Origin of the sequence: Bradyrhizobium stylosanthis (assembly GCF_001641335.1) — a bacterium.
GTDB classification, from domain to species: domain Bacteria; phylum Pseudomonadota; class Alphaproteobacteria; order Rhizobiales; family Xanthobacteraceae; genus Bradyrhizobium; species Bradyrhizobium stylosanthis.
The window spans coordinates 1-1,730 of record NZ_LVEM01000017.1 but is presented as its reverse complement, the minus strand read 5'-3'; the positions used below and the strand labels follow the sequence as shown (position 1 = coordinate 1,730).

Here is a 1,730-nt window from a genome sequence, read left to right as displayed (position 1 = left end):
ACGCTGTCGCTGGCCAACTACATCGACAGTGGCACGTCCGGCTCGGACCTTGTCTCGACGGACAAGACGTTCGACCTGAGCCTTGCCGGGACGGCGGATGCGACCGCGACGGCGGTCGTCTACCAGATCTCGACCGACGGCGGCTCCAACTGGACGACGACCACTTCGGCGCAGAGCAACCTGGCGGACGGAAGCTACAAGTACCGCGCCCAGGTGACGGACGCCGCCGGCAACAGCTCGACCAGCAATGTGGTCACGGTGGTGGTGGACACCACCGCGCCGACGGCGGGCACGCTGTCGCTGACGGGCTATACGGATTCGGGCTCGTCCTCGGCCGACTTCAACTCGACCGACAAGACCTTCGACCTGACGCTGACGGGTAATGCCGATACCAACGGCACCAGTGTCTCGTATGAAGTCTCGACCGACGGCGGCGCCAACTGGGCGACGACCACCTCTGCGCAGAGCAATCTGGCCGACGGCAGCTACCAGTTCCGCGCCGTGGTCAGCGATCCCGCCGGCAACAGCTCGGCGAGCAATGTCATTGCAGTAGTGGTCGACAATACCGCGCCGACGGCGGGCACGCTGTCGCTGACGGGCTATACGGATTCAGGCTCGTCCTCGGCCGACTTCAACTCGACCGACAAGACCTTCGACCTGACGCTGACCGGCAACGCCGATGCCAACGGCACCAGTGTCTCCTATGAAGTCTCGACCGACGGCGGCGCCACCTGGGCGACGACCACCTCTGCGCAGAGCAATCTGGCCGACGGCAGCTACCAGTTCCGCGCCGTAATCAGCGATCCCGCCGGCAACAGCTCGGCGAGCAACGCGATCTCCGTTGTCGTCGACAACACGGCGCCGGTTGCAGGCACGCTGGCCTTCAGCGGCCTAGACGACACCGGCAGTGCCAACACGCCGGCGGTTACCAAGGATGGCAGCTTTGACCTCAGCCTGACCGGTACCTCAGACGCGAACAGCACCAGTGCGACCTATGAGGTCTCCACCGACGGCGGGTTGAGCTGGGCCGCGACCACGGCCGGGCAGAGCGACCTGGCCGATGGCAGTTATCAGTTCCGAGCCACCGTCACTGATGCCGCCGGCAATAGCGCCACCAGCAACACGATCTCTGTCGTTGTCGATAACACCGCCCCGGTTGCGGGGACGTTGGCCTTCAGCGGCCTCGACGACACCGGCAGTGCTAACGCGCCGGCGGTCACCAAGGATGGCAGTTTCGACCTCAGCCTGACCGGCACGTCCGACGCCAATAGCACCAGTGTGGCCTATGAGGTCTCGACCGACGGCGGCAACACCTGGGGTTCGACGACCTCGGCCCAAGATAACCTCGCCGACGGCAGCTATCAGTTCCGCGCCATCGTCACCGATGCCGCCGGCAACAGCGCCACCAGCAACACGATCTCCGTCGTCGTCGACAACACGGCCCCGGTTGCGGGCACGCTAGCCTTCAGCGGCCTCGACGACACCGGCAGCGCCAACACGCCGGCAGTCACGAAGGATGGCAGCTTCGACCTCGGCCTGACCGGTAGTTCGGACGCCAATAGCACCAGTGTGGCCTATGAAGTCTCGACCGATGGCGGCACCACTTGGGCGGCGACGACCTCGTCGCAGGGCGATCTCGTGGACGGCAGCTACCAATTCCGAGCCACCGTCACTGATGCCGCCGGCAATAGCGCCACCAGCAACACGATCTCCGTCGTCGTCGACAACAC

1 protein-coding gene is annotated in these 1,730 nt (G+C 65.3%); it reads left to right on the top strand.

Annotation, left to right across the window (positions count from 1 at the left end; translation table 11 throughout):
- A partial coding sequence (locus A7X65_RS40345) for a beta strand repeat-containing protein (protein WP_208608658.1) occupies positions 1-1,730 on the top strand: 1,730 nt, incomplete at both ends.